We start from the raw sequence: 25279 nt of genomic DNA, 5'->3' as shown, positions 1-25279 counted from the left end.
TTCCTCCTCAATGTTAGTTCAACTTTCTTAATCTATCAGATTGGCTGACAATGTCAGTTACTCGTACTCCAAAATTTTCATCAATTACGACTACTTCACCTTTAGCTATGAGTCGACTATTAACCAAGATTTCTACGGGCTCGCCTGCCAGTTTATCCAATTCAATAATGGATCCCGCACCGAGTTCGAGAATTTCCTTAACGGATTTCTTTGTCTTGCCAAGCTCTACCGTAACTTGCAATGGAATATCAAGAAGCATATCAAGATTTTTTGTCTCTGGAGCAGCGACGTTAGATTGATTAAAATCTAAAAAGGATGCTGATTGGACATTCGTTTGACTTTTTTGAGTCCCGCTATTAGAACCAAGATTTTCATTCTTAGGTTGATCATAGCTTATATTACGTTGAGATTGGTTTGTTTCCTCTACTATCTTTGATTCTTGAACCTTATCTTCATTTGGAACAGATGTAGGTTTAGTCTCTGTCTGAGGAGTACTATTTTTAGAAAATAAATCCGCTACAAGTTTTTTTGCAAATTCAAGCGGAAGAACTTGCATAATATCAGAATCTATTAAATTGCCTATTGTGAGACGAAAAGATACTTTTACTAAAAGGTTTTGTTGTGGAATTGTATCAGTTCCTTCTCCTTCAGAAACATTTAGTAGCTCAATTGAAGGCGGTGAAATATCAACCTTCTTTTCAAAAATAGATGACATTGACGTTGCGGCTGAACCCATCATTTGATTCATCGCTTCTTGAACCGCACTTAAATGAATTTCATCTAACATGTTAGCAGGGGATGTTCCATCTCCACCAAGCATTAAATCTGCAATAATGGCTGCATCGCTTTGTTTAATAACAAGTATATTTACTCCGGAAAAACCTGCTGTATATTTAACTTGAATTGCTACGTACGGATGTGGAAATTCTTCCTCCAGTTTTGCATTATCAATAATGGAAACAGATGGAGTCGTGATTTCTACCTTTTGATTAAGTAGTGTAGATAATGCAGTTGCTGAGCTGCCAAATGAAATATTTCCGAGCTCCCCAATAGCATCTTGCTGCATGTCGTTTAAATAATCTGATACATCCAAAATGTCTTGACTATTTGATTCATCAGTCACAGGTTCTCCACGTAATAACGCATCAATCTCATCTTGTGAGAGCATTTCACCATTCATTGCTTCCTTCGCCCTCCTCTATATTATCAATAATTTGTACTGCCATTTTTTTATTCCGTTTACCAGGCTGTCCGATGAATTTTGGTTTTTTTCCAACTTTTATCGTTAGAGGATCATCAATACGACTATTTAATTCAATCACATCTCCAACACTTAGTGAAAGGAAGTCATCAATTGTAATAGTAGTTAATCCTAGTTCTACGGCTAACTCAATCTGAGCTTCTTTTATTTTTTCTTGAAGAATTGCAACCTCTTCCGGCTTTCTAACCTTCGTATTTGTTTCCATCCAATAATGTGCCGAAAGCTTCGGAATGATTGGCTCCAATAATACATGCGGAATGCAAATATTAATCATCCCACTCGTTTCTCCTACACTAGCATTCATGGAAATGACAACAACTGTTTCATTAGGAGTGGCAACTTGTAAAAATTGCGGATTTACTTCCATTTCGCTTAAAATTGGATCAATTTCTGCAATACTTGACCAAGCTTCCTGCAAATGCTCCAACGTATGTTCAAATAAATTGGTCATTAGCCGTGTTTCTATCTCAGTTAAATTTTCGATTTTATTAATGGAAGTTCCTTTCCCCCCAAGGACTCGGTCAATCATAGCATACGCAATACTTGGATGTATTTCCATGATCATTCTACCTTCAAGAGGAGGAACCTCTATGACATTCAAAATCGTCATATTAGGTACGGAACGTACGTATTCTTCATATGGTATTTGATCCGCTGTTGCCACGGTTATATTTACGTAAGTCCTAAGTTGAGCGGAAAAATATGTTGTCAACAAACGGGCAAAATTCTCATAAATTCTCGTCAAACTTCTGACTTGATCCTTAGAGAATCTTAAAGCTCGTTTAAAGTCATATATTTTAACCTTTTTAGCATCTTCATCTCTTTTAAAATCATCCGCTGACATTTCACCCGTTGATATAGCGGATAGCAAAGCATCAATCTCGCTTTGCGATAACACATCTTCCGGCATAGCTGCACCTCCGTTTCAAATTAGAATTCTAAGTAATGTTAAGAAATGACATAGGAGGTGATATACACTCTAACTACTTTCCCGCTTTTCATTAAGCCGTTTATTTTCTCTTTTATAGTTTCTTCCAGTTGTTGTTTGCCTTCTTTCCCATCCAAATCAGACGGTTGCATTTCGGAAAGCTCGGAAATTATTAAATTTTTAGTTTGAAAATCTCTTTTCTTAAATTCTTCCCTTGCTTTTTTTCCATCAGTTTGAACCTTAAAAGAAATTTTGACGTAATCGCCAGTTTTTAAATTTGTCATAATCTCTGGAACATCGACAGATACTTTAATAACTTCGTCTATCGTTAGTTCTTTTTTCTTATCTTTATCACCGAGGTTCATAATAATGATTAAGGCTAATGTAGCAAGTAGCAAAATTGCCGTTAAAAGAACCATCATGGTTGGAAATAATCTTTTACTCATTTTTCAAATCCTCCAATTCTTTGCGGCCGAGGAGATTAATGGACTGATAGAATTCCACGATACGTTTATATATTAACTCCTCTGATTCTGCTGCTACATATTTGCGTCCATTTGTGAGTGTAATAGTAGTATCTGGGAACGACTCTATTTTTTCGATATATAATGCGTTAAGTCGAAAAGCCTTACCATTTAATCGTGTAATTGTGATCAATGAATGGTCAGAGTCGGATAACTGGAAGTACCCGACCCCGCTCCCCCCTTACATTATCGTTTTAAATTAACGAGTTCCTGCAAAATTTCATCGGATGTTGTAATAATTCTCGTATTTGCTTGGAAACCACGCTGGGCAACAATCATTTCTGTAAATTCCTCTGAAAGGTCTACGTTTGACATTTCTAATGAACCAGAAACGAGAGTTCCTGATCCGTCATTTCCAGGAATCGTGTATGTAGCGACACCTGAAGCAGCAGTTTGAGTATACATATTTTCTCCTACTTTTTGCAGTCCACCACTATTGGAAAAACGAGCAACAGTTATCGAAAAATTGGTTGTATATAAGTCTCCATCTTTTGTTAACCCAAGCTCAGTCGCATGAATATAATCGATAGCGTCCATAGCATCTGCTATTCCATCAGAAGCAACTGTAATTTGTGCTGATGTGTTATTGGCTTCTGTTAATGCAGTTGTTGCTGCGTTTTCAATAGCCGTTTTATTGGCATCAGTTTTATCGCCTTGATACGTAGTAAATTTTGTATTTACATCATTCACTGATGTTTTAAGTGTAGCTGTAAAGGTTTTAATATTAGCTACTTCTAGTGCTGCGGCATCGGCTTTATTCTTTGCATCTGCAGCTGCTGCTATTGCTCTTGGGTCACCACCAGCAGCTTTTGCGACTAAATTATCTGCTTCTACCTTAAGTAATTGAGCCTCTTTCTCTGCTGCTTGTACCATTTCGTCCAGTTCATCTGTTAATTTCACTAATGAATCAAGATGCTTCTTCGAAGTCGGATTTTCCACAAGGTTTTTTGCAGCACCTGCTAAATTCCCGATCAATTCTCGAGCTTTATCAATTGACGTTTGATTGGAAGATTTTATAAAACTGATTTTTCCATTTTCAGAAATACTGAAGCTTTCTATTTCTTGTATTTTACCGCCATTTATGCGAATCGGCTGTAAACTATTATTCTCTGGATTAGTAGCTAGAACATAATGCCCTGTACCTGTGACGAGGTATCCCTCATTATTTAGATAGAGATTGCCTGCCCTACTATAGTAAGTCGACGTTGCAAAGAAAGTGTCACCACTCGGAGTGCCTTCAGCTACTGTCAAATAACCATCTCCTTGAATCGCGAGGTCGAGGACTCTTCCAGTTGTTTGCAAGCTTCCCTGTGTATCGATTGTATCGATTGATGCTAGCTGAGAGCCCAATCCTACTTGTTTCGGATTAGTTCCCCCTCTGCCTTGTGTAGGAGCACTTGCACCCGATATCGTCTGATTTACCATATCCTTAAACGTAACGCGACCTTTTTTGAAACCATAAGTGTTGACGTTCGCAATGTTATTACCTATAACATCCAGTTTTGTTTGGAAGTTTTTCATTCCACTTATTCCAGAATACATTGAACGAATCATAATTATTGATCTCCTTTCTTTAAACCGCTTCAGTCAGTCCACGGCTTGCAGCTTCCTATTATAGGTCCAGCTGTATCTTTTTTTTTTATCAATTTAATCCAATATGATAGTTCCATCTATATTCGTAAATATTTGACTTCCCGTTTCTTGCCTATCCATAACCGTTACGACCGTATTGTTTTTGGCGCTAATGATTAGTGCAGCATTTTTTAACAAGACGAGTGAATCTTTAACCCCTTGTTTCTTAGCTTCATTTACTTTTATCTCAATTTGATCCCAGACTTGAGGTTCAATCGTAATATTTCTCTGACTCATTCTTATTCCAGCATGCTTACTAATTGTAAGTCTTGTCTGTTTTGAAGTTACCTGCTCCAGTATTTGAGAAAATGATTGATTACTTGATTTTGCAATGTTGCTAGATTTTGTATTGGATTGTATGGCAATTGGTTGTACAGGAAGCTTGTGAATAATATGATTCTCCATCCGCTTTACTTCCTTTTCTAACTAATTTTTATTACGTCGTTTGTTTTAATAGATTGCCCATCCTCTGTTTGAAGAAACACTATATTATTTTTCATTGACACTGACTTAACAATACCAGTGTGTTCCTCTTCATCTTCCATCCACGTAATATTTTTTCCTATCATGGAGGTTGCATAAATAAGTGGTGTTTCAGCGGCAGCATTATTCACTTCTGAAATATTAGCTGGAGTTAATTCTGTTCCATCCTCTAATGTGAACTTAACAGTATCTCCTACAAATTGAACTGATCTTACAATTCCTGTCCCCTTCATAATAGTTGGTTCAGTAGTACTTGATTCATCAATGACTTTATGCCATGTCACTTCTTTACCAACAAATTGACTTAGGGAAATTAAACTCGACTGTGATTCGTATTGAACTAATGTTTCAATGGATTTGTTCATATTAGTCATTTGTTCCAAAGATGAAAAAGTTGCCATTTGTGCAATAAATTCTCTATCTTGCATGGGATTCGTTGGGTCTTGATTTTGCAGCTGTACCATTAACAGTTTCAGAAAATCATCTTTACCTAAAATATCATTTCCCGTTTTTACTTCCCTTTTTTGAACAGAGGAATACAACAAATCTGAATCAATTGAAATAGGCATCTTTTCTATTACACCTCCGTTTCGAATAATACATTACTTAAAGCATCTCTAAAATTATCATTATTTTCCGATTGAGATTGTTTCTGATCTTGATTTTGTTCTTTTTGCTGTTGCTGACTTCCTCGACTATCCTGATTCGTGTAACGCCCGAGATTATCTTGGCTGTACGTAACTTCTATTCGTTCCACTGATATATTTTGTTGTGTAAAAGCTTGTCTTAAATTATTTAGTTGAAAATCTAGCAATTCTTTTGCTTTATTAGTAGAGGTTAGGATCCTGGCAGTTAATTGCCCATCCTTCTGCATCAGCTCAACTCTTAATGTTCCTAATTCTTCAGGATGCAACCTAATTAATAATTTAGTTGTATTAAATCCTTGTGTGAGACTAGACCTACCTAAAATATTTGAAAATTCCTTGATCAATCCGCGCATCGCAGTTTCTTCTTTCAAGGGTTCACTTACATGTAAAATAAATGATTCTGTCGGTATTGTTGGATTCGCATTAATAACTAAATCTGAATTGACAATGTGCTTGTTCAACAATTGATCATGTGGAGATTTTCCTAATAAGGACTGCAAAACATTTGAGCTATTACGTTGAAGTTGCACATCACTTATTTCATTCCCTTTAAAAAATGCATGTTCTAATGATTTTCGTATACTATGAAATTTACTTTCCTTTGTCAGCTCTTGGAATCGTGCAAGTAACGTCTCAATGGATGCCTCTAATTCCTCAAGCTGTTTCATTTCTGAAAGACTGGAAACATTCTCCTTAGAGACTATTAGAAATTCTTTAACTGCTTTAACATATGGTGTTATTTTGTCTAAAGGTAAACTTTTCAATGTTTCCTTATTTACTTCATTTATAACTTGAACTAATAAAACAGATGCCGCTAAAAATTCCTCAGGAAGTTGCTCATCAACTTTTATTGATTCCGGTAAATGAATCGGATCAACGGTCTCTTTGAGCCAATCAAACAATTCATGAATGGTTTCTTGGCTTTTAGTTACGATCTCATCCTTTTCTTGTTCGTTGAATTGCGTTTCAACGTTGCCTATTAAAATATCAATTAGTTCATTAATAGAACCGAGCTCCTGATTTGGAATTGCCTCGACTAAGATTTGATCACTATTAGCTAACGTTGCACCTAAAATCATTTGAAAACTAGTATTATTTGAAGTCATCGTACTAGTTTCAACAAATGGTGCTTGTATCATACCCGATTCAAATCCGCCAACTTTCACACTGTTCACCCCCTTTCAAAAATGGTGGATTCACTCTGTTTTTGCAGAAAGCTTTTCTAAATATTTTGCAGCTTTGTCAGGTGGCATTTTTTCTAATATCTTTGCTAATGTTTCGGTACCGATGTTAGATAAAATTTTGACAGCTTCATCATCATTCATTTCTAAAATTATGGGAGCAGCGCTTTTTGGAGTCATCGCCTCATAAGTTGAAACGATTTCTTTAAAAGCTCGTTTATTTTCGTCCTTCATTTGCCTTAATTCTTCAATTGTTTGTTCAAGACTTTGTTTTTCAAGTAAAAAGCGTTCTTTTTCACTTTCATTCTTTTCGAGTTGTGATTTAAGCTGATCAATTTGCGCACTTTTATTTTGGATTTCTGCGTCTAGATTAATAATTTTTTCTTCATATTCAAGTACATTAGCCTTATCTTTTTCATCAAACATATTTGCAAGAATTGGAACCTTGTCACTCCATTCTTTCGCTTTTTGGAACACATTTACTCCGGCTATTGAAGTAATGAGTAGACCTAAAAAGAGTGCAAATAGAAGCGGAATTAAAACCCAAAAGATAAACCGATGAAACGAGCTCGGATCTTTTTCAATACTTTTATTTTTCAAGGTTTTTTCCACTTTCTCACCTAATTTCTGCCTCGATGAAAATATTGAACGGAAGAGTATTCATCAAGGTGCATATTTTCTGTTTTATCAAGCATTTGCATGTAATATTGATAGGTTTTTTCTTTTAGCTTTTCATATTTTTTCACTTCGATATTGCTCTCTTTAAGCTTTTCTTCATACCAATTCATCGTATTACGTGCATTCATTACAAGTCTTTGAACATGACTGATTGTTTTTTCTAAATTACTAATAAATTGTTGGTAATGTCGAATTTTATGAATCGATAGGCCGCTGGTAAGCTCACGTAGTTGGTATTGTTCAAGATTTTCTTTTTTCTTTAATAGATCAAATAATTGTTCTGCTACTACTTCAAATTTCTTGACTGAATCCTGGTATAAGGAAAAAGCTTCATCTTTTTCTCGTTCTTTTAACTTTAATATTTTTTGGAATTTGTACTCGTATTTCATGTCAATTCACCTATATTCATCAGGTCAATCATAGAGTCAATACTCTGTTGAATTGTAAAATGTTCATCTGTTTCCTGTTTAAGAAATGAAATAATATGTGGATAAGCCAAAATGGCCTCATCTATTTCTTTTGATGCACCACGCTTATAAGCACCAATATTGATTAAGTCCTCCGAGTTGGAATAAATGCTTAATAAGTCCCGTATTCTTTCAGCAGTTAATCGGTGCTCTTTAGTAGAAAGATGATTCATCAGTCGACTAACACTTTTCAAAACATTGATTGCAGGATATTGTCCTTTATTAGCTAATGAACGATCTAATACAATATGTCCATCCAAAATCCCTCTTACTGCATCAGCAATCGGTTCATTCATATCATCTCCATCTACTAAAACAGTGTAGAAGGCTGTAATGGATCCATGTTCATTTGTTCCAGTACGTTCCAAAAGGCGAGGTAATATAGAAAATACGGATGGAGTGTATCCTTTTGTCGCAGGAGGCTCGCCTACAGCAAGTCCAACCTCTCTCTGCCCCATTGCAACCCTAGTGACGGAATCCATCATGAACATAACGTCATTTCCTTTATCACGGAAATATTCGGCTATTGCAGTTGCTGTGAATGCACCTTTTATTCTCATAAGAGCTGGCATATCTGATGTAGCTGCTACAATAATTGTTTTTTTCAATCCTTCAGGACCAAGATCGCGGTCGATAAACTCTCTTACTTCCCTACCTCGTTCTCCAATCAATGCGATAACATTAATATCAGCGGTCGTATTCCTTGCAATCATACCAAGCAGCGTACTTTTTCCTACACCACTTCCTGCGAATATCCCCATTCTTTGGCCTTTGCCTACAGTAAGTAAACTATCAATTGACTTAACTCCTACTTCTAGCTTTTCAGAGACAGGTGGTCGACTTAATGGATTTGGGGGAGTCCGATCAGTCGGGATTGATTTCATACTGATAGGCATTTGAAATCCATCCATCGGATTGCCTAATGAATCGACCACTCGACCAATTAATTCAGGGCCAACCTTGATTTGTAAAGGTTTTGACGTTGCTTCAACAAGGCTTCCTGGTGCAATTTCTTGTATATTTGTATATGGCATCAATATGATATGCTGTTCTTTAAAGCCCACTACCTCTGCCATAATCTTTCTTTTTTGAGCTTTTCCGCCTACATGAATCAAACAGACATCGCCAATGGAACTTTCTGGACCTTGCGATTCAATCATTAATCCAACAACTTTACTAACCCGACCAAATCGTTGAAATGTCGGAAGGTTCTTAATATATGGAATTAGATCTTTTGCTTCCATTAATCATCGCCCTTTAGTAGTTCCATCAAGTTCTTTTTTAATTCAACAAGCTGACTTGATACACTAGCATCAATTCTTCCATTTTCTGATTCTATAAAGCATGAGTATTCACCCAGATCTTCATCAGGATAAATAAAGCATTGTGTACCAGGTGGAAATATAGCGTCCAATTCGTTTTTTTCAGAAGTTAAAAGCTCATATTGCAAAGGATGAACATGTATCTGCACTTCTTTAAAATCCTTCGCTTCTTTAAGTGCCCTTTTAACGAGAGGAATAAATCTCTCTTTTTGGTCTTCTAGACTTGTATGAATAATCCGCTCAGCTGATGTTAATGCAATATCTACGATTGTACCTTCAGAGCTTTCAAGATAGGTTTTAAATGCTTCTTTAGACGAATTTACAACCTCTTTAGCTTTTCCAATGAGATTTTCATACTCAACGTATCCATTTCGTCTACCTTCCTCTAATCCTATTTGTAGACCCTTTTCATACGCTTCATCTATTAGCTGTTTTTCTTCTAGCTCCCATTCTGAACGGCGCATTTCAATTTGCTTAAGTATTTGATTCGCCTCAGCTCTGGCATTCTCTACAATTTTATTGGCTTCATTTTCCGCATTTTGAAGGATTTCTTCCTTTTCCTCCAAAAAAATGTCACTTGCAACCTCTTCATGTTCTTGAAGAGGTAATTGGATGCTTCTTACTTTTATTACTTTTGAATCATTTTGACTTAGTGGCGCTGAATTATATTTAATAATCCTAGACAATGATATCGTCCCCTCCACCACGTGCAACGATGATTTCGCCTAATTCCTCTAACCTACGTATAATGCCAACTATTTTTGTTTGTGCCTCTTCGACATCTCTCAATCTGACAGGACCCATATATTCCATTTCTTCTTTAATCGTTTCAACCATACGTGTTGACATATTTCGGTAGATAACATCTTTTACTTCATCACTGGATATCTTAAGTGCAAGTAATAAATCTTCATTTTCACATTCACGAATAATCCGTTGAATAGATCGATTATCAAGCGTAACAATATCTTCAAATACAAACATTCTCTTTTTAATTTCTTCTGCTAAAACAGGATCTTCAATTTCCAGTGCATCTAAAATTGTTTTTTCTGTTGCTCGATCGACCCCATTTAAAACATCGACGACGGCTTCAATTCCACCTGTTTGAGTATAATCTTGTGTAACAGTTGCAGATAATTTACGTTCAAGGATGCTCTCAATCTCACTGATCACTTCAGGTGAGGTACGATCCATTACCGCAATTCTTTTGGCAATATCTGTTTGCTTATCTTGAGGAAGTTCTGATAATATTTGACCAGCTTTCTCAGGATCTAAATAAGATAAAATGAGTGCGATTGTTTGTGGATGTTCATTTTGAATAAAGTTTAAAATCTGACCAGCATCAGCTTTCCTTGCAAAATCAAATGGGCGTACCTGTAATGAAGAAGTGAGCCTATTGATAATGGTCATAGCTTGTTCAGCGCCAAGTGCCTTTTCCAACACTGTCTTAGCGTAACCAATTCCACCTTGCGTGATATAATCCTGAGCTATAGCAATGTTATGAAACTCATCCATTATTTCTTCTTTTGCAGAAGAGTCAACTTTTCTCACACTTGAAATTTCTAATGTTAACTTTTCCATTTCTTCTTCTGTCAAATGCTTATACACAGATGACGCCACATCAGGTCCAAGCGAAATTAAGAGAATGGCTGCCTTTTGCTTTCCAGTTAATCCTTTTTTAGACAATGGTAACTCCTCCTAATCCTCTGCTAACCATGTGCGCAATAATTTTGCAAACTCGTCTGGTTTTTCCTTTGCTAATTTTTCTAGTTGCTTCTTGCGCATTCCAGCTTCTGTCAATACTTCTTCAGGTATATCAGGAATTTCAATAGGTTCTTCAATCATATCTTCATAATCCTCGTCTTCTTCATCGTTGTTTCTTCTAGCTCGTAGCATAAAGAATAGAAGAATTCCGATTATGATTAATAACACTCCACCTATTACGTAAATCCACCATGGTAATTTTTGGCTAGGCAATTCTTGAATGTCAACCTTACCATTGAACGGTTGTACTGATACAACTACTTTATTTTGTATAGCATCATCTGATAAATCCGTTCCGGTATCCTTATCTATTGACGTCCTTACAATGGTAGATAGTAATTCACGGATATCCTGTTTCCGATCTTCTGGAAACGAATTGATGTCTTCTGGATTCGGTGGCTCTACCATTACTTGAACCCCAAGATCTCTGATTTTGTAAGGACTTTCCACTATTTCTTTACGGATTCTATTAATTTCGTTATTAATTGTTTCCTCTGTTTTTTCATAGTCGCCATTGGAGTCACTTCCTGCTAGATAACTAGTTCCAGCGTCAGGTGTATCTCCAGCTTGCGGAATACCTCCAGATTGATCGGCTTTACCGGTAAAAGTTTCCGTAATACGGTGAGCACTAATTGCGATTCCTCGCATATTTTCTTCATCAACAGGAGTAACCAAGTTTTCTTCACGATTTTCCTGTGTAAAGTCAATATCAGCGGTAACTGATGTTACGACTTTATCAAAGCCCATCAATGTTCCTAGCATATTTTGAACTTGGCGCTGAATGTCTCTTTCTATTTGACTTTTTATTTTCATTTGCTGTGTGTATCCACTATCAGCGTACTGTTCATTATTCAGATCAAAATATTCAAGGAATTGATTCCGAATCACAATATTTTCTTCAGGTAAGTTCGGTATGCTTTTTGATACGAGATGATAGAGTGATTTAATTTGTTTCTCGTTGAATTCATGACCAGGCTTCGTATGTAATATGATTGAGGCAGAAGCTTGATCTTTTGAATCACTTAAAAATATTCCTTTTTCAGGCAAATTTATCATCACTTTTGCTTGCTCGATTCCATCAATACTTTTGATTAATTCAGCTAGTTCAGTTTGAGTAGCCTCTAGTTTAAGTACATTAAACTCGTTGTCTGTCATACCAAAACCGGCATTTGCGCCGAAAAAGGAATAATCTATATTACCTGATTTAGGAATCCCCTCGGCTGCTAACTCTACTAACAAAGTATCAACTTGTTCTTCTGGTACCTTAATCGTCTTTCCACCATCTGCGATTTCCGATTTTATTCCTTTTGCATCGAGACTTTCCTTGATTGAGCCAGTCTCTGAAGGAGATAAGTTCGTATATAACGGGACTAATGTAGTCTTAGAGGCAAAATAGAAGATGCCAGCCACTAAAATAAGGGCAGTAATAATCGAACCAAGTATGATGAATTTCTGATTGCCTGTTCGGTTTGTCCAGTATTCTTTTAAACTAGCTATTCTCTTGTTCATTGTCTCTTTCATTTATAAGCCCCTTACGATAAAGCAAATCTAAAAAGGCATTCTTCATTAGCCCAAAATTAAACTTGCATTCTCATCATTTCTTGATACGCTTCAACAGCTTTATTACGAATTTCTAGTGCAGCTTGCATTGTGATCGATGCTTTTTGAGCAGTGATCATTACTTCATGTAATTCAATATTTTCTCCTCTTGCTAATTTTTCTGTAGCAAGATCTGATTCCACTTGAGCATTATTAACCTCATTTATTGCATTTTTTAACACGTCTTTAAAACTTGTATTATTTTGTAACGAATATTCATTATTAACATTACTTTTTACGGTATTAAATTGAGCATTTGATAAGTTTATACTATTGATTGGCATTATATATAGATGCCTCCTAAATTTACTTTCCTAACTCTAGAGCTTTTATATACATGGATTTGGATGCATTAAAAACAGTTACATTCGCTTCATATGAACGAGTTGCACTCATTAAGTCCACCATTTCCTTCAGAGGATCTACATTTGGCATTTGCACATAGCCTTCCTCATCAGCATCTGGGTGTTCAGGATCGTATACAAGACGATATGGTGCATCATCTTCTATAATGTTTGAAACTTTCACACCATTCAATTTGTTATTTCCTGCGCCATTGAGCACGTGGTTAAAAACAGATGAAAACGATGATTCTTTTGGCTGCATGACAACCATTTTTCGCGTATAAGGCTGCCACTCTCCATCCACGATTTTTCCACGTGTCGTATCGGTATTTGCCATATTTGAAGATATTACATCCATCCTTAATCTTTGCGCTGTGAGGGCGGAGGATGTTATTCCCATACTTTGAAACATAGACACGTTATCTTCCTCCTTTTATTACATTTTGAAGAGTAGAAAATTTACCATTCAATCTTTCGATTAATGCTTGGTAATAAATTTGATTTGCAGCCATGTCTGACATCTCACTATCAACATCTACATTATTACCATTATGGTTATATTCCGTATTTTTTTTCGTGTAAATTTGAAGTTGATCCTTCCCTATGTTGAATCGAAAGTGGCGAGAATCACTTCGGTTTGCTTCTATTGGTCGTGTGGCCTCCGCTAATACTTCATTAAAACTAACAGCTTTCGCTTTATAGTTTGGGACATCCACATTTGCAATGTTTTGCGCTATTGTTTTATGTTTAAGTGACGAATAACCTAAGGCTTTTTCAAGAGTATTAAAACTACCAGAAAATAATTCCAATTTCGACACCACTTTTCTATTTTTTTATCTATTTGGCTACAATTACCACAAATACATTGTAATGTTTTTGTCATATTCCGTCTATACATTGCACTACATTTTTATGCCAAAATACGGCAAAACTAGACAAAATGGTTCTTTAGTCTCAAAAAAAAAGCTACTAGATTTTATTATCTAGTAACTTTTTTGTAATAAATTAATTTGATTTAATTTTTTCGAGTTCTTTAAGGAATTTAGAATTCAACACTTTAATATATGTTCCTTTCATTCCTAGGGAACGAGATTCAATTACTCCGGCACTTTCAAGTTTTCTTAATGCATTTACGATGACAGAACGAGTAATTCCTACTCTGTCAGCAATCTTTGATGCAACAAGTAAACCTTCATTACCATTTAGCTCTTCAAAAATATGTTCGATTGCTTCAAGCTCACTGTATGACAATGAACTGATTGCCATTTGGACGACTGCTTTACTTCTAGCTTCTTCTTCGATTTCTTCAGATTTTTCTCTCAATATTTCCATTCCTACAACAGTAGCACCATATTCAGCTAAGATTAAATCATCATCTTGAAATTCCTCTTCCAAACGAGCAAGAATCAATGTTCCAAGGCGCTCTCCTCCACCGTTAATCGGTACGATGGTTGTTAAGCCGTTACTAAAAAGATCCTTATTTTCGATTGGAAACGCAGTGTATTCACTTTCAACAGTTAGATTGGACGATGTTTCTGTAATGTTGAATAAGCTTTTTGTATATTCTTCAGGGAATTGTCTATCCTCAAGCATTTTTTTCATTCTTTCGTTCTCAATTGCTTGATTGATGGCATAGCCTAACAATTTTCCTCTACGGCTTAACACGAATACGTTTGCCTGAATAACAGAGCTCAACGTTTCCGACATTTCTTTAAAGTTTACAGGCTTTCCTGCCGCTTTTTGTAACATTGCATTAATAGTTCTAGTTCTAGTTAATAATTCCATTGGTTCTCCTCCTAAAAAGTGATTATTCCATTTATATCTAAGGTCATTGTAACGAACGTAAATAGAGAGACTTCCTATCGTACCATTCCCATACAAATATAGTGAAAAACGTTTATAAGATAAATTGGCTTAAATCCTTATCCTTGGAAATAATCGCCAATTTTTCATCCACATAATTTTTCGTGATTTTGATGGTTCCCATTGCTACTTCAGGAGCTTCAAAAGATAAATCTTCAAGCAGCTTCTCCATAATTGTATGGAGGCGCCTTGCACCAATGTTATCTGTTTCCTGATTAACATTAAATGCAATTTCAGCAAGCCTGTAAATAGCATCGTCAGAAAATTCGATTTGTATACCTTCAGTTTCTAACAACGCAATATATTGCTTGAGTAGCGCGTTATCAGGCTCTGTAAGGATGCTGACAAAATCTTCAACAGAGAGCTTTCCAAGTTCTACTCGTATCGGAAAACGACCTTGCAGCTCAGGAATTAAATCAGACGGCTTTGAAATATGAAATGCTCCCGCGCCGATGAACAAGATGAAATCCGTTTTAACAGGACCATACTTCGTTACAACGGTTGATCCTTCCACGATCGGGAGAATATCCCGTTGTACTCCTTCTCTCGATACATCCACATTAGATCCAGAGTTTCCTTTACTAGCAATTTTGTCAATTTCATCGATAAAAATAATCCCTGTTTGCTCTGCTCTACTAATAGCTGTTTGAGAAACCTCATCCATATCAATTAATTTCTGTGCTTCATCGTTTGTTAAAACAATACGCGCATCTTTTACGGGTAGGTTTCGGTTTTTCTTTTTCTTAGGGATGAGGTTACTAAGTGCATCTTGCATATTCATTCCCATTTGTTCCATTCCTGAACCTTGCAGCATATCAAACATGGATGGCTGCTGTTCTTCCACTTCCACTCGCACGATTTCGTTCTCAAGCTCACCGTTAGCTAGTTTCTGAGCGATGATTTTTCTTCGGTCACGTATGTTCATTTCCTCTTGTTTTTCCGAATCATCATCTGATTCCTGCTGCCCGCCTCCGAATATCATCTCAAATGGATTTTTAAATCCTTCTGATTTTTTCTTAGCTGGAACAAGTAGTTCAACAAGGCGTTGGTTGGCTTGCTTTTCAGCCTGCTCCTTAACCTCTTCCATTTTTTCTTCTTTCACAATTCTTATTGAGGTTTCCATTAGGTCACGGACCATCGACTCTACATCACGTCCAACATATCCTACTTCAGTGAACTTTGTAGCTTCTACTTTTACGAATGGTGCACCGACAAGTCTTGCTATTCGTCTAGCAATTTCCGTTTTACCCACTCCAGTAGGACCAATCATAAGAATGTTTTTTGGAATAATTTCATCTCTCATCTCAGGACTTAATAATCCTCTTCGATACCTGTTTCGAAGTGCAACCGCAACGGCCCTTTTCGCTTCCTTTTGACCAATGATGTATTGGTCAAGCTTTTCAACGATTTCTCTTGGGGTCATATTAAACCCTTTTTTTTCAGCCGCCAAACAGAACCCTCCTTTTAAAGCGATGTTTTCAGTTTTGGTCAAAGTTCTTCAACAATAATATTTCTATTCGTATACACACAAATATCTGCTGCAATTTCTAAAGCTGCTTGTGCCATTTCCTTTGCAGACAAATGATCGGCTCCATAGTTTTTAAGTGCTCTTCCAGCCGCCAATGCATAATGACCTCCAGATCCAATGGCTAGAATTCCATCGTCTGGCTCAATGACTTCCCCAGTACCAGATACAAGCAAAAGAGTATCATTATCCATAACAATCAGCATAGCTTCAAGCTTTCGTAATACTTTATCGCTTCTCCATTCTTTAGCCAATTCCACTGCGGCCCGCTGAAGATTTCCATTGTATTCTTGAAGCTTACCTTCGAATTTTTCAAATAAAGTGAAAGCATCAGCTACGGAACCGGCAAAGCCCGCCAAAACTTTACCATTAAAAAGTTTTCGAACCTTTCTTGCCGTATGCTTCATGACGACAGCATTTCCAAATGTGACCTGACCATCACCGGCCATGGCACATTTTCCGTTATGCTGGACGGCAAATATAGTTGTAGCATGAAATTGGTTCATTATCCTTTTCCTCCCTGCTTTTATGCTCATGCCCTAGGATGATGGTTCATATACGTTTTTCGCAAATGTTCTTTTGTTACATGAGTATACACTTGAGTGGACGATAAATGGGCGTGGCCTAACAATTCTTGGACAGTTCTCATATCTGCACCATTGTTAAGCAAATGAGTTGCAAAGGAATGCCTAATCATATGCGGATGAATTTTTCCAGTCAATGATGCAGATTCAATCACCGTTTTCAAAATATGGCGAATCCCACGTTCTGTAAGAGGACCACCTCGCGAATTAACAAATAAAAATTGGTGATCTTCCAGACCATTTAATAATTCTTTTCTTGCCCCATGTTGTATGTATTTTTGTAATGCCTCATTTGCAAAACTCCCAAAAGGAACATAACGTTCTTTCCGGCCTTTTCCTTTGACAAGAATGGTCGAAAAATCAAAATCAATATCCTTCAGTTGAATCTTGGCACATTCACTAACCCTTGTACCTGTGGCATACAACAATTCTATTAATGCAAGATTTCTTATACTTAAAGGCGTGGATTCCATACAAGCTTCAAAAAGTAAATCCATTTCTTTTTCATAGAAAAAACTTGGAATCTTTATTCCGGATTTTGGTTGGATAATGAGCGAAAAAGGATTCTCTTTTACTAATCCTTCCCTTAAAAGAAACTTATAAAAACTTCGAAGACATGAAATTTTTCTAGATGCACTAGCCCGCGCTAGTTTTTGATGGTAAAGTTCAGTAACATAAAGTCGGGCATCAAAATATTCAACATCAGAAAACGATCGTATTCCTTGTGCATTCATGAACAAAGAAAATTGCTCGATGTCCTTTTTATAAAAGTCAATTGTGTACTCCGAATAATTGCGTTCAATTTGCAAATATTCAATAAAAGAGTAAACTGATTCATCTGAAAACTTATTCATCGCTTCACCTCTCAAAGGCTACTAAATATTAACACAATTTAACGGTCAATGCAATGAATGTTACAAATTTTTCACAAAGTTTTGAATTGTCACTACTAACATTTACCATTTACCACATTTTTTTGAAATTATGATTAGATATGATATAGACAGCATTTATATCTTATGAATTTTAAGTTATATATTCTTATTGCATTTTACACTATTCATCGATTAAATAACATTTTTAAGCCGAAAAATTAAAAAGGGCTTTGGGCTTCAGGCGCTTTGCTTTCCGCAGGGCGTGCCGGGGAGCCTCGTCACAGAAGTCGCCTTCGGGGTCTCCCTAACCTGTAATCACGCAATGTCTTCCCGCCTCCCGCTCCAATCAATGGGTGCAAATTATTAGCATTGGGCTCCAGCATGGCATATTTTTTAAAATGGAATTGTGGCTTTGGCCCACAATATTATGAATGTAGCGAAGCATCCGCCAGCTAATTTCAGCAAATGATCCTAAAAATCCAAAAGCAGGTGGAGAAAAACGAATGATTTTTCTTCACCTGCTTAATATTAGGGACTTATTTAATTATTGAACTTGTTTCTCTTTATAATCACACTCTGTACATTGGACTTGAATCCCTTTTTTAAGTTTTTTCTCGACTAAAACGCCGTTGCATTTTGGACATGGCCGTTCGAGTGGTTTATCCCATGAGACAAAATCACAGGATGGGTAACGATCACATCCGTAAAATATTCTTTTCTTTTTACTTTTTCTTTCAATAATATGTCCTTCTTTACATTTTGGACATTGGACACCAATTTGTTTAACGATTGGCTTCGTATTGCGGCAATCCGGAAAATTACTGCACGCCATAAATTTTCCAAAACGCCCCATTTTTATAACCATAGGATTTCCGCAGTTTTCGCAATCCTCGCCCGCATATTCATCTTTTATTTCCACTTCTTGCATTTCGAGTTCAGCTTTTTTTAAATTTTTCTCAAATCCTTGATAAAATTCATCAATGATTGAAACCCACTTAATTTTGCCTTCTTCAATTTCATCTAACTCATTTTCCATCTTTGCAGTAAATTCTACATCGATTACTTCAGGGAAAAATTCCATCATTATTTCATGAACAATTTCTCCCAGTTCAGTAGGGACAAATCGTTTATTATCAAGTGCAACATATCCACGTTTTTGAATGGTATCTAGTGTCGGAGCATACGTAGATGGTCTGCCTATTCCAAGTTCTTCAAGTGTTTTTACTAGTCTTGCCTCTGTATACCTTGGAGGAGGTTGTGTAAAATGCTGTTTGGGAACTAGCTTTTCAGCATTAACCTTGTCACCTACAGCCAATTGCGGGAGCATGTTTTCTTTCTCTTCTTGTTGATCGTCCGTTCCCTCTACATAAACTTTCATGAAGCCAGGAAATTTTATTTTTGATCCATTTGCGCGAAAATAAACTTCACCATTTTTTAAAGTTACAGCCATTGTATCCATAACGGCAGGTGCCATTTGACTCGCCACAAATCGATCCCATATTAACTTATACAAACGATATTGATCTCTGCTTAAGTATGCTTTAACGGAATCCGGATTCCTTAAAGTACTGGTAGGTCTAATTGCTTCGTGGGCATCTTGAGCATTCGTCTGTTTTTTATCCTTTTGATTGGTATATTTTATATAGTCTTTGCCAAACTTAGCCTCAATAAATTCGGCTGTTTCTTTCTGAGCCACTTCGGAGACTCTTGTAGAATCAGTTCTCATATAAGTGATAAGTCCGACGGTGCCTTCCTTGCCAATAGCTATTCCTTCGTATAATTGCTGCGCTAGCATCATCGTCTTTTTTGCCCTGAAGTTCAATTTTCTTGCAGCTTCCTGCTGTAATGAAGAAGTAGTAAATGGCAAAGCAGGATTTCTCTTTCTCTCCTTCTTTTCGACTGATTCTACTTGAAAGGTATCGCCATTTAATTTGTTCATGATGGAATCAACATCATCTTTATTGCTAAGCTTTGTTTTTTTATCGTTTAATCCATAAAACATAGCTTGAAAAAGTTCTTTATTCTTTTTAAACTCTCCTTCTATAGACCAATATTCCTCAGGAATAAATTTCTTAATTTCATTTTCTCTGTCAATGATTAAACGTACCGCGACAGATTGTACTCGTCCCGCACTAAGTCCCTTTTTTACTTTTTTCCAAAAAAGTGGACTAATATTATAGCCAACAAGTCTATCTAACACTCTTCTAGCTTGTTGGGCATCAACTAAGTCCATATTAATTGGACGAGGATGCTTAAAAGACTCTTTAATGGCATCTTTAGTTATTTCATTAAATACTACACGACAATCTGATGTAACATCTACATCCAAGCTATGCGCTAAGTGCCATGCAATTGCCTCACCTTCGCGGTCGGGGTCAGCAGCGAGGAATACTTTTTTTGCTTTTTTCGCTGCAGTTTTTAAATCTTTTAGAACAGGTCCTTTTCCTCTAATCGTAATATATTTTGGTTCATAATTTTCCTCTACATTTACACCCATTTGGCTTCTCGGAAGATCTCTTACATGCCCCATGGACGCTTTTACTTTATATTTTTTTCCTAGATAACGTTCTATTGTTTTAGCCTTTGCAGGCGATTCCACAATTACTAAGTAATCCGACATACACAATCCTCCCTATAAATCAGAGTAAATACTATATGGGAAAGAACATTTTGTCAATGAAGAATATCGTAGCGAGTAAATGATCTTTATGTTTTATACAAAAATAGTTATGAAAAATCTAACTTACAATATAAGTAAATGCAAGCTTTTTATTTTTGGTCCGTTGAACTTTTATGTTGGTTTCCGCTGCAATCACCGTAGTAATTTAATTAACAATTGATTTTACAAGGCTCAAAACGAAAAGGCTTATGTTTAGTCTAAAATTATTTCTTCTAAAATATCACTTCCGGAAGTAACTAATTTAGCACCCTGTTGTATGAGATGATTCGTTCCTTCAGAAAGTGAATCGTTGATTGGTCCAGGCAATGCGAAAACTTCCCTGCCGGCTTCTAATGCCATATCTGCCGTTATTAACGAACCGCTTCTCTTTTTTGCCTGAATTACTACTGTTCCTTTTGCAAGTCCACTTATAATGCGATTCCTCATCGGAAAATGCCATCTTTCTGGCTTAATTATTGGAGGATATTCAGATAAAAGCAAATGGTTTTTGACTATTTTTCCTGCAAGCGCTTTATTTTCTGAAGGATATAAATGAAAAAATCCTCCACCAAGAACTGCAATCGTCTTTCCTCCAAAGTTGATCGTTTTTTCGTGCGCATACGTATCTGTTCCTTTTGCTAACCCACTTACTATAACTATATTATTCTTTATTAATTGAGGCAAAATAAAATCAAGTCCCTTAAGTGCATATTGACTAGCTGCTCGAGCCCCAACAACAGCAATGGAGGGCTTGGATAATAAGGATTTGTCTCCCATATAAAATAAGATAAGGGGAGGGTCATGAATTTCTTTTAATTGCCTTGGATATTCAGGATCATTATAAGTAATATAAAATATGTTTTTAGAGTTATATAGTTTAATAAGTTTATGCACATCGATGGATAAGAATTCTTTAGTGAATTTTTCCATTGAACTGGAATCGAATTGAAAAATTTGTTTAAGTTGTGTTAGGGGCATCTTGTAAAGATTTTTCAATTGGGGATTATGTTTTAGAAGCTTTCTAATGGATGAATTCGTTAAAAAACTGGAATGAACGAGGTGGAACAGCTTTTTGTTAAAAATATCAACCAAACTCCTTTAATAAGATTTACAAAATAGCCCCTCTTAATGAGAGGCTATTTTGGTGAAATGATTATATTTTAGTGTGTTTTACACTTTTCGTACAGACCTTTATCTTTTAACACTTTAATAAGTGTTTCTCCGATAACTGATGGTGTATCTGCAACTTCAATGCCGCACTCATTCATAACGCGGATTTTTTCATCAGCTGTACCTTTACCACCGGAAATGATGGCACCGGCATGTCCCATACGTTTCCCAGGAGGTGCAGTACGTCCACCAATAAAGCCAACAACTGGCTTAGTCATGTTAGCTTTAACCCATATTGCAGCTTCTTCTTCAGCTGTACCGCCGATTTCACCGATCATGATGACAGCTTCAGTTTCAGGATCTTCATTAAATGCTTTTAACACATCGATAAAGTTTGTTCCGTTAACAGGGTCTCCCCCGATTCCGACTGCAGTAGATTGACCTACTCCAGCTTGAGTTAACTGATGAACAGCCTCATATGTTAAAGTACCAGAACGAGATACTACTCCTACATGGCCTTTTGTATGAATATACCCTGGCATAATTCCGATTTTACATTCATCCGATGTGATGACTCCAGGACAGTTCGGTCCGACAAGACGTGTTTTCTTACCTTCCATATAACGTTTTACATTTACCATGTCAAGAACAGGAATATGTTCTGTAATACAAATGACAAGATCCAGTTCAGCGTCTACTGCTTCTAAAATCGCATCTGCAGCAAATGGTGCCGGAACATAAATAACGGATGCATTAGCTCCCGTAGCTTTTACTGCTTCTTCTACAGTGTTAAAAACAGGAACTCCTTCAACTTCTGTTCCACCTTTACCAGGTGTTACGCCGCCGACTATTTTCGTGCCATATTCAAGCATTTGTTTCGTATGGAAAAGTGCAGTAGATCCTGTGATTCCTTGCACGATTACTTTCGTATCTTTATTGACAAAAACACTCATTATTTTCCCTACCTTTCAGTTTTCTCGGTGCAGACAGTGTAGTCACAAATTGTTATTAACCGACTAATCCAACAATCTTTTGGGCACCGTCTGCCATTGATTCAGCAGCAATGATGTTTAATCCGGATTCATTCAATATTTTCTTACCTAAATCAACATTCGTTCCTTCTAGTCTTACAACAAGTGGTACTTCAAGTCCTACTTGTTTAGCTGCTTCAACAACACCAGTTGCAATAACGTCACATTTCATAATCCCACCAAAGATATTTACAAAAATACCTTTAACATTCTCATCCGAAAGGATAATTTTAAATGCTTCCGTTACTTTCTCAGCTGTCGCACCGCCCCCAACATCAAGGAAGTTAGCGGGATCCCCGCCGTAATATTTAATGATGTCCATAGTAGCCATTGCAAGGCCAGCACCATTTACCATACAACCGATATTTCCATCAAGTGAAATATAGCTTAAATCATATTTAGATGCCTCGATTTCTTTTTCATCTTCTTCATCAAGGTCACGATATTCAAGAATATCTTTATGTCTGTAGAGAGCATTAGAATCAAAATTCAATTTTGCATCAAGAGCCATAACGTTACCATCACCAGTAACAACTAATGGATTGATTTCTGCAATGGAGCAATCATTGTCTACAAAGGCACGGTATAGACTAATCATAAATTTAGCAGCCTTGCCGACAAGCTCTTTTGGAATATTAATATTAAATGCGATTCTACGCGCTTGGAATCCTGTTAATCCTACAATTGGATCCACTACTTCATAAAAGATTTTTTCAGGTGTATTTGCTGCTACTTCTTCAATCTCAGTACCGCCTTCTTCTGAAGCCATTAAGACGACACGATCCGTAGCACGGTCCACAACTAAACCAACATAATACTCCTTCTTAATATCACAGCCTTCTTCAATCAACAGGCGTTTAACTTCTTTCCCAGCCGGTCCTGTTTGATGAGTAACTAGAGTTTTCCCTAGTATTTCTTTGGCATATGTACGTACTTCATCTAAGTTTTTAGCTACTTTTACACCGCCAGCTTTACCTCGGCCACCAGCATGAATTTGCGCTTTTACAACACTTACAGCGGAACCAAGCTCTTTTGCTGCTTCAACAGCTTCTTCAACCGTGAAAGCAACTTTTCCATTAGGTACAGAAACCCCATATTTTCTGAGGATTTCCTTACCTTGATATTCATGGATATTCATTTTGCATCCTCCAATCACAATGTCTAAAAATAGATTGCCTTATATATTGTATTAAAACGCTTATCGGATGTCCAATATTATTGATGGACGTTTCCTTTTCGTTTATCCAACCAATATATAAATGCAAAAATTTCAGCAACCGCATTATACAAATCCTCAGGGATTGTTTCGTTAATATTTAATTGACCTAATAACTCTACAAGAGTTGGATCTTGTTGAACAGGAATATCGAGCTCTCTCCCTATAGCTAATATATTGTCCGCGATGACCCCTTTTCCCTTAGCTAGTACAATTGGAGCTTCGTGTACATCACTCATATAGTGTAGAGCTACAGCTTCGTTTATTGGTAGATCCCTTCGATTACTCATATTCTAATATCCACTCCCATGTAGGATTGTTTTGAATGATAAATATTACTCTTGGAATCTCGTTTCTTAAGATCATCAGGTACTTTAAAATTCAATGAAGACAATTGATACCCCAATTCCTTCAATCCAGATGCTACCGCGGGCAACATTTCCTTCGAGAGTTTTTGTAGTTCATTACTGTCATTCAAGATGCTTACTGTTACAATACGATTTTGCACCTGCATATCAACCATTGTTTCCTTCAAATACTCCAAATTTAGATAAAAAATAATCCGACAAAAATCTGAGCTAATTTTACCTTCATCCGTCTTTTTCCCAGACCATTGCATGACGAGCTCAGATTGATAACGCCCTAGATTAATGGGAATTTCAAATAAAAGATGATGAATTGGTCCATTTTCCGATGATTGTAATTGAAAACCATTCATTCTAAATAATAGTTGCTCGGCAATTGTTTTGGCTTCGCTTTGGATGGTTTGAGATTCTTGTTGAAATGCTACTAATAACGGTTTAATAGTTTCTTTCAACGATTCATATTGAATCTCACGACTTAGTAACGTATTTTCATAAAAAATCCCTGTTCTTTGCAGCCATTGTTTCATAGTCCTTAATGCATCTTGCCGTGTATATGGTAATTGTTCTACATTTTCTGTTTCCCAAGATTTTAGCAATCTTAAGATTTCTTTTCCTGCTGAATTAAGGTGACTCTCTTCAACTGTTAATGAAGCTTGTAAGGATTTTAATAAATGTGCCGTCGATTCATTTTTTCCCGATGCTATGAGTGAATGAAAAATGCTTTCATTAAATGGCAAATTTCTTTGAGACATGAATTTAATAATTTGAAGTCCATCTTCTGGATTATGTGATTGCTTAATAAGTTGAGCAGCACGAACAAGTTCCTCTTTTGTTAAAAATAAATGTTCGTTTATTAAAAGTCTAACTAATGATTGGTTATTTTTATCGTTTGGAAGCCCTAATTGCTGTAATAGATTAGCTGTTGATTCTTTCTCAGTTATACTAATTTGGTTAGAAGGATTAAGAAGTTTTAACTTAGGAGCACCCTCATTAGAGGTTACTTGAAGCCAATAACCTTTCCCAACTGATAACGGAACTTCTAATTTTGCGATTAGTTTATGGACACCCATTCGGATTTCTGCGTGCTGATTTGGAAATAGTTTTTGAATAACGCCATAAAAAATCTGCCCTTCCCTAAATTGGAAAGAGCTTTGAGGAAGAGAATCTTGATTTTGAAACAAAGCTCTCATGACTGCTTGCATGACCATTATTGTGCCACCT

Annotated in this window: 27 protein-coding genes; all 27 read right to left on the bottom strand. The window is 36.5% G+C overall.

Translation table 11 applies throughout. The features are described from left to right. Positions 1–13: 13 nt before the first annotated feature. Positions 14–1180 (bottom strand): flagellar motor switch phosphatase FliY, encoded by a 1167-nt coding sequence (gene fliY / locus KHA93_RS04765; protein ID WP_213109681.1) that lies wholly within the window; start codon positions 1178–1180, stop codon positions 14–16. After that, on the bottom strand, positions 1170–2171 hold the full coding sequence (gene fliM, locus KHA93_RS04760; RefSeq protein ID WP_213109680.1) for a flagellar motor switch protein FliM: 1002 nt from the start codon (positions 2169–2171) through the stop codon (positions 1170–1172). The genes fliY and fliM overlap by 11 nt, the downstream gene beginning before the upstream one ends. 38 nt (positions 2172–2209) lie before the next feature. Next, positions 2210–2635 (bottom strand): flagellar basal body-associated protein FliL, encoded by a 426-nt coding sequence (gene fliL, locus KHA93_RS04755; RefSeq protein ID WP_213109679.1) that lies wholly within the window; start codon positions 2633–2635, stop codon positions 2210–2212. Beyond that, the gene (locus KHA93_RS04750; RefSeq protein ID WP_213109678.1) at positions 2628–2846 is read right to left on the bottom strand and encodes a flagellar FlbD family protein; all 219 of its coding nucleotides are present in this window, start codon (positions 2844–2846) and stop codon (positions 2628–2630) included. The genes fliL and KHA93_RS04750 overlap by 8 nt, the downstream gene beginning before the upstream one ends. 53 nt (positions 2847–2899) lie before the next feature. Next, positions 2900–4267 (bottom strand): flagellar hook-basal body complex protein, encoded by a 1368-nt coding sequence (locus tag KHA93_RS04745; protein WP_213109677.1) that lies wholly within the window; start codon positions 4265–4267, stop codon positions 2900–2902. A 93-nt stretch (positions 4268–4360) separates the two neighbouring features. Beyond that, positions 4361–4750: a TIGR02530 family flagellar biosynthesis protein gene (locus KHA93_RS04740; protein ID WP_213109676.1), complete on the bottom strand. Its 390-nt coding sequence runs from the start codon at positions 4748–4750 to the stop codon at positions 4361–4363. A 17-nt stretch (positions 4751–4767) separates the two neighbouring features. Beyond that, positions 4768–5397, bottom strand: coding sequence for a flagellar hook assembly protein FlgD (gene flgD / locus KHA93_RS04735; RefSeq protein WP_213109675.1), 630 nt, complete (start codon positions 5395–5397; stop codon positions 4768–4770). 8 nt (positions 5398–5405) lie between these two features. After that, complete coding sequence (locus KHA93_RS23685; protein WP_213109674.1) at positions 5406–6641, bottom strand: flagellar hook-length control protein FliK; 1236 nt, start codon at positions 6639–6641, stop codon at positions 5406–5408. Positions 6642–6671: 30 nt separating this feature from the next. Continuing rightward, complete coding sequence (locus KHA93_RS04725) at positions 6672–7256, bottom strand: MotE family protein (protein ID WP_213109673.1); 585 nt, start codon at positions 7254–7256, stop codon at positions 6672–6674. A gap of 20 nt (positions 7257–7276) precedes the next feature. Continuing rightward, complete coding sequence (gene fliJ, locus KHA93_RS04720) at positions 7277–7723, bottom strand: flagellar export protein FliJ (protein WP_213109672.1); 447 nt, start codon at positions 7721–7723, stop codon at positions 7277–7279. Beyond that, positions 7720–9045, bottom strand: a complete 1326-nt coding sequence (gene fliI, locus KHA93_RS04715) for a flagellar protein export ATPase FliI (protein WP_213109671.1) — start codon at positions 9043–9045, stop codon at positions 7720–7722. The genes fliJ and fliI overlap by 4 nt, the downstream gene beginning before the upstream one ends. Then, complete coding sequence (gene fliH, locus KHA93_RS04710; RefSeq protein ID WP_213109670.1) at positions 9045–9809, bottom strand: flagellar assembly protein FliH; 765 nt, start codon at positions 9807–9809, stop codon at positions 9045–9047. Before fliH ends, fliI begins: the two co-directional genes overlap by 1 nt. Beyond that, positions 9802–10809, bottom strand: a complete 1008-nt coding sequence (gene fliG / locus KHA93_RS04705) for a flagellar motor switch protein FliG (protein ID WP_213109669.1) — start codon at positions 10807–10809, stop codon at positions 9802–9804. The genes fliH and fliG overlap by 8 nt, the downstream gene beginning before the upstream one ends. A gap of 12 nt (positions 10810–10821) precedes the next feature. Beyond that, the gene (fliF, locus tag KHA93_RS04700) at positions 10822–12408 is read right to left on the bottom strand and encodes a flagellar basal-body MS-ring/collar protein FliF (protein WP_213109668.1); all 1587 of its coding nucleotides are present in this window, start codon (positions 12406–12408) and stop codon (positions 10822–10824) included. Between the two features lie 56 nt (positions 12409–12464). After that, positions 12465–12770: a flagellar hook-basal body complex protein FliE gene (gene fliE, locus KHA93_RS04695; RefSeq protein ID WP_213109667.1), complete on the bottom strand. Its 306-nt coding sequence runs from the start codon at positions 12768–12770 to the stop codon at positions 12465–12467. A gap of 22 nt (positions 12771–12792) precedes the next feature. Beyond that, positions 12793–13242 carry a flagellar basal body rod protein FlgC gene (gene flgC / locus KHA93_RS04690; RefSeq protein ID WP_213112772.1) on the bottom strand — a complete coding sequence of 150 codons (450 nt, stop codon included), beginning with the start codon at positions 13240–13242 and terminating at the stop codon, positions 12793–12795. 7 nt (positions 13243–13249) lie between these two features. Then, positions 13250–13639, bottom strand: coding sequence for a flagellar basal body rod protein FlgB (gene flgB, locus KHA93_RS04685; protein ID WP_213109666.1), 390 nt, complete (start codon positions 13637–13639; stop codon positions 13250–13252). A 196-nt stretch (positions 13640–13835) separates the two neighbouring features. Next, a complete protein-coding gene (codY, locus tag KHA93_RS04680; RefSeq protein ID WP_213109665.1) occupies positions 13836–14615 on the bottom strand; it encodes a GTP-sensing pleiotropic transcriptional regulator CodY in 780 nt (259 codons plus the stop codon). A 112-nt stretch (positions 14616–14727) separates the two neighbouring features. Beyond that, entirely contained in the window at positions 14728–16116 is a 1389-nt protein-coding gene (gene hslU / locus KHA93_RS04675) for an ATP-dependent protease ATPase subunit HslU (RefSeq protein WP_213112771.1), read from the bottom strand. 65 nt (positions 16117–16181) lie between these two features. After that, positions 16182–16724, bottom strand: a complete 543-nt coding sequence (hslV, locus tag KHA93_RS04670; RefSeq protein WP_213109664.1) for an ATP-dependent protease subunit HslV — start codon at positions 16722–16724, stop codon at positions 16182–16184. A 26-nt stretch (positions 16725–16750) separates the two neighbouring features. Next, positions 16751–17656: a tyrosine recombinase XerC gene (gene xerC, locus KHA93_RS04665; protein WP_213109663.1), complete on the bottom strand. Its 906-nt coding sequence runs from the start codon at positions 17654–17656 to the stop codon at positions 16751–16753. A 565-nt stretch (positions 17657–18221) separates the two neighbouring features. Then, positions 18222–20297: a type I DNA topoisomerase gene (gene topA, locus KHA93_RS04660; RefSeq protein WP_213109662.1), complete on the bottom strand. Its 2076-nt coding sequence runs from the start codon at positions 20295–20297 to the stop codon at positions 18222–18224. A 252-nt stretch (positions 20298–20549) separates the two neighbouring features. Continuing rightward, positions 20550–21266: a DNA-processing protein DprA gene (dprA, locus tag KHA93_RS04655; RefSeq protein ID WP_233711046.1), complete on the bottom strand. Its 717-nt coding sequence runs from the start codon at positions 21264–21266 to the stop codon at positions 20550–20552. A 230-nt stretch (positions 21267–21496) separates the two neighbouring features. Then, positions 21497–22399 carry a succinate--CoA ligase subunit alpha gene (gene sucD, locus KHA93_RS04650; protein WP_213109660.1) on the bottom strand — a complete coding sequence of 301 codons (903 nt, stop codon included), beginning with the start codon at positions 22397–22399 and terminating at the stop codon, positions 21497–21499. A gap of 55 nt (positions 22400–22454) precedes the next feature. Next, the gene (gene sucC, locus KHA93_RS04645) at positions 22455–23615 is read right to left on the bottom strand and encodes an ADP-forming succinate--CoA ligase subunit beta (protein ID WP_213109659.1); all 1161 of its coding nucleotides are present in this window, start codon (positions 23613–23615) and stop codon (positions 22455–22457) included. A 77-nt stretch (positions 23616–23692) separates the two neighbouring features. Next, positions 23693–23983, bottom strand: a complete 291-nt coding sequence (locus KHA93_RS04640) for an EscU/YscU/HrcU family type III secretion system export apparatus switch protein (protein WP_213109658.1) — start codon at positions 23981–23983, stop codon at positions 23693–23695. Next, complete coding sequence (locus tag KHA93_RS04635) at positions 23980–25266, bottom strand: hypothetical protein (RefSeq protein ID WP_213109657.1); 1287 nt, start codon at positions 25264–25266, stop codon at positions 23980–23982. The genes KHA93_RS04640 and KHA93_RS04635 overlap by 4 nt, the downstream gene beginning before the upstream one ends. Positions 25267–25279: the final 13 nt, after the last annotated feature.

Source organism: Lederbergia citrisecunda, from assembly GCF_018343695.1.
In the GTDB taxonomy this organism is placed as follows: Bacteria; Bacillota; Bacilli; order Bacillales; family Bacillaceae_C; genus Lederbergia; species Lederbergia citrisecunda.
The sequence above is the reverse complement of the archived record's forward strand: the minus strand, read 5'-3'. Positions and strand labels throughout refer to the sequence as shown.